Genomic DNA, 7,978 nt, shown 5'->3' with positions numbered 1-7,978 from the left:
CATGGCGATGGTCAAAGCGCTTAACCGGATCACGCTATTAGGAATGCCGAACAGTATTCGCATCACGTAACAATCGACCCGATGGGGCACAGTCGTTACAAGTTCTGATTTATTCAACAAAGCCCCACGAAGTATGAAGTTTTATAAAAAAATCATACTTCCTTGATCTTGCTTAATTCCTGCCCATTTTAGCGGTTGAATATCAGCACGGTATCAGGTTGAGTCGGCCGTGTCTCACGCCCGTTTGCGCCATCACCGATTCGGCAAACACTTCTACCTGGGCCGTGGTGCCGCGCAGAATCAAGGTTTCCACACATTCATCATGGCTGAGGTGAGCGTGCATGGTTGACACGGTCAACCCGTGGTGATCGTGTTGCATCTCCGCCAGGCGACTGGAAAGCTGACGTTCATGATGATCGTAAATGTAGCTCAATATCGCCACGCACCGGCCTTGTTTATCCTGTTCCAGGGTCATTTCACCGAGCTTACGCCGCAACATATCGCGAAACGCCTCAGAGCGGTTGGCATACCCTTTGCGACGCATCAGCTCATCAAAGTCCTGTGCCAGTTCGTCATCCATAGAGATGGTCAGTCGTTGCATATTGCTCTCGTTTCGAAAAACCCATTTTGAGACTAATAATGAAAGCATTATAATAGGATGTTGACTTAAGTGATATCTTTCTTCTTCAGTTGCAAAGATAAAAGTGCGAATTTCATATTCGTTGAACATACACATCCATTGAATAACATCACCACATCGAATATATTTAATGTATAAAATCAATCAATTATGTAAATCAGTGTAGTGACAATCGAAGTAATAATAAGACTTAAACCCCATCCTGCCGTTGCCATCGATTATTTTATTTTCACCTGACGTTTATTTTCCATTGATGTAAAAGCTTTATACTCCGTATCATCAAGCGTTGCGCTTTTACTTACTGCCATTCACAGAGATAACAACCTGTGGCTTTCATAAATAAAAAGATAAAAAAACAGCATCTGATAAAAAAATCATTCCACAGGGTTATTTCATATATTTAACACATCCAGGACCGTAATTATTGACCGAACCTCACGGACAGGAGTTGAACATGCAATTTGATGAACTTTTTCTTAAGGCGATTTCCAGCATGGGTTTAAAAAAATGTTTCGGCATCATTGGCGGTGAAGCGGAAGCGATAAGCTTTGATAAAGCATTTGGTATTCGTTTTTATTTAACGAGACATGAATTTGCGGCAAGCATTATGGCAGACGTCGCGGGACGGCTCACCGGAATGCCCCATATGTGTTGGGCCACGTTTGGCCCTGGGTTAACCAATATGGCTACGGGCGTGTGTTCCGCCATGTTAGACCGCTCGCCCATGCTCGCCTGCTCCGCGCAAATTCCACGCCCACAGATCAGGTTTAACCTGACGCACCAATGTATTGATAACGTCGGATTGATGGCAAGCATCACTAAATCCAGCCTGCAACTCGAAAAGGCGGAAGAGTTGGTTTCTCACGTCCAGACCGCGTTGCAGCGCACGCTGGATGGCTTACCCGGCCCCGCTTATCTCAGTATCCCGCTGGATCTGCTGAAAACCGAGGTGCCGGATAGGGAGGCACTGGACATCTTGCAAGCCGTGCAGCCACTCATCCGGAGGAAGAGAATCAAGCCTGCGCGCGCCGATATTATCCGCGCTGCCCAGTGCATTACTAATGCAACGCACCCGATGATTGTCATTGGTAATCAGGTTATCCGCGACAACACACAGGCGAGCGTGTGCCGCTTCGCCCAACAGATCAATGCGCCAATTATCTGCTCCCTTGCGGCCAAAGGTGCTGTACCCGACGATCACCCGCAGTTTCTCACTGCCGCCAACAAATATCTGGATAGCGTATACCGCACTTCCGTGCTGCACTCGTTGTTTGAAGGCGTCGATTTGATGATTTTGATCGGCTACGATTTCGGTGAGGATTTGAAACCGGCATTGTGGGGTAACGATAAACCCACACTGGTGATAAACAGCGTAGATGTCCCCATGGGGGATATTTTCCAGCCCGATATTCTCTGCCTGGGCAATATCACACGCAGCCTTGACCAACTTGCCCACCACGCATTGCCCCAGCAAGAATGGCTGGCGACTCACCAGCGATTGAAGTGTTTTTTTGACAAGCGCCAGCCCGCAGCGCAGCCTGACACCATCACCGATATTCCACGCATTGTGGCTGCCGTGAGTACTGCGCTGGGGCGTGACGGTATATTCTGTAGCGACGTTGGGCTGCACAAACAGTATGCCGGACTGCTGGCCACCACGTACCGCTCAAACCACTTTTTATGTTCCAACGTCTGTGGCAGTTTCGGCTTTGCGCTTCCCGCAGCAATGGCGGCACAGATATGCCATCCCGAAACGCGCGTTATTGCCTTTTGCGGCGACGGCGGATTTCACGCCACCAGTCAGGAACTGGAAACCCTTGTCCGGTATTCGCTACCGGTGGTTATCGTTGTTCTGTCGGATTCCGCGTTTGGCCTTATCAAGTATTACCAGAATCGCAATAGCTCTGAACCACAACGTCATCTGACCGAATTCGGCCCGGTCGATTTCACCCTGCTGGCTAACGCCAATGGTGTATCAGCGACAAAAATTTTAGATATCGCTGATTTTCCTGATGCGCTCGAAAAAGCATTCCAGACACACCAGCCCCATTTAATAGAGATACCCGTAAAATATGATTACAACTTTTTACAGCACATCGCATGAACAGCCATTGATTGTCATCACTGAAGAACACATCCACTTATTTTATAAAAAAATGACACTCAACAATTCAAGCTAATTACCATAAAAACCATTTTTTCTGAAATACGCAGCAAACCATCAGAACGTTCTGACATCAATTATTATTGAAACGCGAAATTGAAAACAGGGTTGAGCATGTATTTACCGAGAATGAAAAACATCGTTGAGGTAAATACTGGACGCCTCTTTTTAGTCAATAACATAAAACACATGGATCTATAGCCATCATGAATCAAAAAACAGATGCCCGTACACAGCATTTTTGCACCACTGCCAAATATCTGTTTGGCGATAACCTGTCTGGCATTGCAGAGACAGATGCCTTTTTACGACAGCCTGATTATTCATCACGTGCTGTCGGCCATTATTATTTGATCGTGCACGAAGACGGTGGAGAAAAAATGGCATTTGCAGCACAGTATCTGCACGCTGAGTTTCCCGAACTGTCACTGAATTACCTTACAGAAAGAGAATTGGCTGACTATCCTGCTCATGGTCGCTGGCCGTTCCACACTTGTCCCTGGCCCTACCGTAACGCATCGACAGAACGCGCACTCTCCGCATGCGAGCCCGATTACCCGGATGCATTGCGGCAGGCGACTTTCGCCACAACCCATATTGCTCGTCTCTATTATTTGCATGATTTACCCGCAAAGACACATGCCTGGGGCGTGCGTCAATTGGGCTGGGCAATGCGCTATGCAGAGCAGGGGCTCAGCAAATTGCTAGGGCAGTTGGAAACGCGTCACCATAGCCCGCTGTCAGTCGCGGGAATGAATAAAGAAGACCTACGCTGGTTAACCTATACCAACAACCATTGGCAGCCCTTTGAACGCTCACTGTTGGAAAACGCGAATACCTTTCGCGCCGCCGCCGCACGACTGAGCGCCATCGTAGAGTGCTATGCCCAACACATTGCCGCCGGCTACCCAGACACACAGCGCGTGATCGCCCAACGCGCTGAAACCGCGCCCGCAACGATTAACGCCATGACGGCACCGATAGTCGATGCACTCCACGCCGCCTTCGGTGACCGTCTGCTATCGCTTTATCTCTATGGCAGCGCAGCACACGGCGATATGAGACCGGATTCGGATATTGACCTTATGGCAGTGTTCGACAGTGTCGACTATCCCACGTTGGAGCAGGTTCGACGCATCCAGCACCGCTTCGAAAAACTCTCGCTCTCCGTCTATAGCCTCAACAATATCCGACAATACCCCACATTTCGCCGCCATGGCTTGCTCAACGGCACGCGCCACCTCGCTGGCCCCTTCTGTTTTGCACAGACCGGCGGCCCGTCAGACAACGTGAACGCCATTTTGAATAATCTCTATACCATCCGCCAGGTCGCACGCGGCTATCTGGTGAGCGGATGCTATGGTCAGCGCGCACATTACCAGTTAAGCCTGATGGTAAAGCTGACCGATCACGGCTGTCTTCGCCCCTTGCAGCAATGGCAAAGCCTCCATTACCCCGCTAACCGGAACGAGGCGATCGCTTATTTTTCCGACTGTGGCTTCGCCTCCTCCTTGCTTGAACATGCCTCCCGGCTGACGCAAGAAGAAGAGGCGCTGCGCATACAGCTCATGGCAGGAAATCGCCAGGCGCTCACGCGACAGTGGCTTGCACTAAATACCTTTGCCCAACGCATCGAAAACATGCTCAAGAAAAACGTCACTGAAAAGGTTAACGGTAGTGATGCTGCATGCCGCTAAAAAGGTTGAGCGCATGGCAAGCGACAGTAGAACAAAGAAAGCAACGGCAGGAAGTGAGAGAGAACATGCCCCGCACAGCGCGGGGCATTCAATCCAGAGAGGACTACAGCAGGATGCGCAGCATACGGCGCAACGGTTCTGCCGCGCCCCACAACAGTTGGTCACCCACTGTAAAGGCGGAGAGGTACTGCGGCCCCATGTTCAGTTTACGCAGACGCCCTACAGGTGTGGAAAGCGTGCCGGTTACCGCAGCAGGCGTCAATTCACGCATGGAGATCTCGCGATCATTTGGTACCACTTTCACCCAATCGTTATGGGTTGCCAGCAGTTGTTCGATTTCAGACACCGGAACATCTTTCTTCAGTTTCAGCGTAAACGCCTGGCTATGGCAGCGCAGTGCCCCGATGCGGACGCACAAACCATCCACCGGGATTACGGACTGTGTGCCGAGAATTTTGTTGGTTTCTGCCTGACCTTTCCACTCTTCGCGGCTCTGGCCATTATCCAGCTGTTTGTCGATCCACGGGATCAAGCTGCCCGCCAACGGCACACCGAAATTGTCGGTCGGCAGCGTGCCGCTGCGCGTCAGCGCGGTGACTTTGCGCTCGATATCCAGAATGGCGGAGGCAGGGTCCTGCAACTCTTTCGCCACATCATTGTGCAACAGACCCATTTGGACCAGCAATTCGCGCATATGGCGCGCACCGCCGCCGGATGCCGCCTGATAGGTCGCCACAGAGGCCCATTCCACCAGATCGTGCGCAAACAGGCCACCCAGCGACATCAGCATCAGGCTGACGGTACAGTTGCCGCCAACGAAAGTTTTAATGCCGTTGTCCAGGCCCTGTTTGATCACAGCATGGTTGACCGGATCGAGGATGATGATGGCGTCATCGCGCATACGCAGCGAGGAGGCTGCATCGATCCAATACCCCTGCCAGCCGCTTTCACGCAGCTTCGGGTAAACCTCATTGGTGTAATCACCGCCCTGGCAGGTGATGATGATATCCAGCGCGCGCAGTGCATCCAGATTGTAGGCATCTTGCAACGTACCCTGCTGTCCACCCAGCACCGGAGCAGCCTGACCGTGTTGTGACGTGGAAAAGAACACCGGACGAATCAGGTCAAAATCACGCTCTTCCTGCATACGCTGCATCAGAACGGAACCCACCATACCGCGCCAGCCGATAAAACCAACATTTTTCATGGTAACAATCCTGCCTTGGGATGACACAAAGAATTTGGACTGCCACACAGGCAGTACTGACGGCCGACACACACTCTGTTACCCTATTCTCGTCAGATGAACGTCTTGCGGAACAATAGGTTTACCACACGCAAACGCGCGCAAACCGTGGCGGCAGGACTATCATGACGGCAGAGCGAGGGGTAATAAAAATCGGTTTATCACCAAACTCAGCAAATATTACATAAAGTGATGACTATCAACCTTACAAAATGTACCAGAAGTCGCAAGTGAATTTATTCGATGACACCGGCTTTTTCAGCAATGAGGCTAATGCGGTGCCATCATTAAAGGGATAACAGGAGTCCACCACCACCATGAGCGAAATGATCTCAGCAACCATTCTGTTGCTGTTAATTATGGATCCGTTGGGCAATTTGCCCATTTTTATGTCGGTACTAAAACATCTGGACCCGAAACGCCGACGGGTGGTGCTGATTCGTGAGATGGTGATCGCCCTTGGGCTGATGCTGATTTTTCTGTTTGCGGGCGAACGTATTCTGGCGTTTCTCAATCTGCGTACTGAAACCGTATCGATTTCGGGCGGCATTGTGCTGTTTTTAATCGCTATCCGCATGATATTCCCGTCGCAGGAAAGCAACAGCAGCGGGTTGCCCGCAGGGGAAGAACCCTTTCTGGTGCCGATGGCAATCCCACTGGTCGCCGGACCGTCTATTCTGGCCGCGCTGATGCTGTTATCGCATCAATATCCGGATCAGTTGCCGCATTTAACGCTCGCACTCTGCATCGCCTGGGGGATTTCATTTATCATCCTGCTGATGTCCGATCTCTTTTTGCGCTTGCTGGGTGATAAAGGCGCTGCCGCGCTGGAGCGACTGATGGGGTTGATTCTGTTCATGCTTTCCACCCAGATGTTCCTCGATGGCATCCGCACTTACCTGATGAAATGAGACGGTTACTGACCGGTTTTCGCCCAGCGTGGGCATGAAAGGGATAATCACCGCTATGTTTTTGCTTACCAACACTCGGCGCACCCCCGCCGCCCTGCTGTTTTACAGCGGTACGACGATAGCCGCCTGTCAGAGTGCAGCGGGTTCGAGCCCCACGGGTTTGAGTCTGGTGCCGCTGCAACCGGGTGTGAATAATCTGGCGCTGGCACACCCGACCTCGGAGGATTTCGCGGTGCTTGCCACCTTCGAAAACAACACCTCACACCCTAACCGAGGCTTGAGCTTTTACATCAAAACCCCGGACGGTTATTCACTCGTCCCCATCCCCAACAGCGATGCGTTTATCTGGTTTGATTATCGTATTGCCGCATCGCGGCAGAAGATTTTCGATGTTCAACTGGTGCGCTATCCGCAAGGGGTGCGTTTAATCACCGCAGAGAAGGTGGGAGAGGATTTAACCGATGCGCAACCGGTTAAACTGCAACGATACGTGTTGCAGGAAAGCCTCGACGATCCCTGCGTGCCACTCTATACTTGGCATGAAGAGAAAAGTGTCGTCACCACGCAATCCTATGAAGATGTCGATACGGTGTTGACCGACAGTGCGGCACTCTGCACGCTGCTTCCCGCAGAGGTTCCCTGAGAAAAGCAAAAAACGGTGCGTCACGGGTACGCACCGTTATTGGTTATACCGACGGCAGATCGAACAGCAAGATTTCACTCTGTTGCGCGGCATGTATCGAGAGGGTTTCTTCGTCCCATATTGCCAGCGCATCGCTTTCGCCTGCTGCCTGACCGTTGATTTCCACCTCGCCCCGTACCACCTAAATCCACACGCGACGGCCTGCCGGTACCTGATATACCGACTGCTCTTGCGCTTTCAGCGCCCAACGCGACAGCGTCATATCCTGATACACCTTCAGCGACCCCTCACGTGCATCCGGTGACAACACCAGCTGACGGCCCTGCGGTGCGTCAAAGCGTCGTTGCTCATAACGCGGCGTGATACCTGCTTTTTCCGGAATGATCCAGATCTGATACAAATGCAGCAGCTCATCCTGACTGGCATTGTATTCCGAATGGCGGATCCCGGTGCCCGCGCTCATGATCTGAAATTCACCCGCCGGAATCTGCTCCTTGTTTCCCATGCTGTCCTGATGTTCCACCGTGCCGGACAGCACATAGGTCAGGATTTCCATCCGTCATTCCGCACCTGATTTTTCTTTTTTCGGGACTTGACGGTATTCTGAAGTTCTGAATTTATTACTGCTTTTTGCAGACCAATCAGCATGAGTACTCCCCACGTTACCATCCGTAACC

At 51.3% G+C, this 7,978-nt stretch carries 6 protein-coding genes and 2 pseudogenes; 5 read left to right on the top strand and 3 right to left on the bottom strand.

Going from position 1 to position 7,978, the window contains the following annotated elements:
• A pseudogene (locus ACTBDZ_RS12685) lies at positions 1-70 on the top strand (surface-adhesin E family protein); the annotation flags it as partial.
• Between the two features lie 132 nt (positions 71-202).
• On the opposite strand, the gene nikR reads toward ACTBDZ_RS12685, so the two are convergent.
• On the bottom strand, positions 203-601 hold the full coding sequence (nikR, locus tag ACTBDZ_RS12680) for a nickel-responsive transcriptional regulator NikR (protein WP_438815582.1): 399 nt from the start codon (positions 599-601) through the stop codon (positions 203-205).
• A gap of 493 nt (positions 602-1,094) precedes the next feature.
• Here nikR and ACTBDZ_RS12675 point away from each other — a divergent pair, with 493 nt between their 5' ends.
• Entirely contained in the window at positions 1,095-2,744 is a 1,650-nt protein-coding gene (locus ACTBDZ_RS12675; RefSeq protein WP_438815581.1) for a thiamine pyrophosphate-binding protein, read from the top strand.
• A 266-nt stretch (positions 2,745-3,010) separates the two neighbouring features.
• On the top strand, positions 3,011-4,501 hold the full coding sequence (locus ACTBDZ_RS12670; RefSeq protein ID WP_438815580.1) for a nucleotidyltransferase domain-containing protein: 1,491 nt from the start codon (positions 3,011-3,013) through the stop codon (positions 4,499-4,501).
• Positions 4,502-4,604: 103 nt separating this feature from the next.
• Here the strand turns inward: ACTBDZ_RS12670 and asd are convergent, their stop codons facing one another.
• Positions 4,605-5,708, bottom strand: a complete 1,104-nt coding sequence (asd, locus tag ACTBDZ_RS12665; protein WP_438815579.1) for an aspartate-semialdehyde dehydrogenase — start codon at positions 5,706-5,708, stop codon at positions 4,605-4,607.
• Between the two features lie 356 nt (positions 5,709-6,064).
• Here asd and ACTBDZ_RS12660 point away from each other — a divergent pair, with 356 nt between their 5' ends.
• A complete protein-coding gene (locus ACTBDZ_RS12660) occupies positions 6,065-6,658 on the top strand; it encodes a YhgN family NAAT transporter (RefSeq protein ID WP_438815578.1) in 594 nt (197 codons plus the stop codon).
• Positions 6,659-6,713: 55 nt separating this feature from the next.
• On the top strand, positions 6,714-7,301 hold the full coding sequence (locus ACTBDZ_RS12655; RefSeq protein WP_438815577.1) for a carbapenem self-resistance protein CarG family protein: 588 nt from the start codon (positions 6,714-6,716) through the stop codon (positions 7,299-7,301).
• Between the two features lie 43 nt (positions 7,302-7,344).
• Here ACTBDZ_RS12655 and ACTBDZ_RS12650 read toward each other — a convergent pair.
• Positions 7,345-7,857, bottom strand: a pseudogene (locus ACTBDZ_RS12650) (pirin family protein); the annotation flags it as partial.
• Positions 7,858-7,978 lie beyond the last annotated feature (121 nt).

Origin of the sequence: Symbiopectobacterium sp., assembly GCF_051710365.1 — a bacterium.
Classification (GTDB): domain Bacteria; phylum Pseudomonadota; class Gammaproteobacteria; order Enterobacterales; family Enterobacteriaceae; genus Symbiopectobacterium.
This window is presented reverse-complemented; position numbering and strand designations above follow the sequence as displayed.

Excerpts from the sequence above, each read along its gene's own strand:
- nikR (WP_438815582.1), bottom strand. The coding sequence starts at position 601 with ATGCAACGACTGACCATCTCTATGGATGACGAACTGGCACAGGACTTT.
- ACTBDZ_RS12675 (WP_438815581.1), top strand. The coding sequence starts at position 1,095 with ATGCAATTTGATGAACTTTTTCTTAAGGCGATTTCCAGCATGGGTTTA.
- ACTBDZ_RS12670 (WP_438815580.1), top strand. The coding sequence starts at position 3,011 with ATGAATCAAAAAACAGATGCCCGTACACAGCATTTTTGCACCACTGCC.
- asd (WP_438815579.1), bottom strand. The coding sequence starts at position 5,708 with ATGAAAAATGTTGGTTTTATCGGCTGGCGCGGTATGGTGGGTTCCGTT.
- ACTBDZ_RS12660 (WP_438815578.1), top strand. The coding sequence starts at position 6,065 with ATGAGCGAAATGATCTCAGCAACCATTCTGTTGCTGTTAATTATGGAT.
- ACTBDZ_RS12655 (WP_438815577.1), top strand. The coding sequence starts at position 6,714 with ATGTTTTTGCTTACCAACACTCGGCGCACCCCCGCCGCCCTGCTGTTT.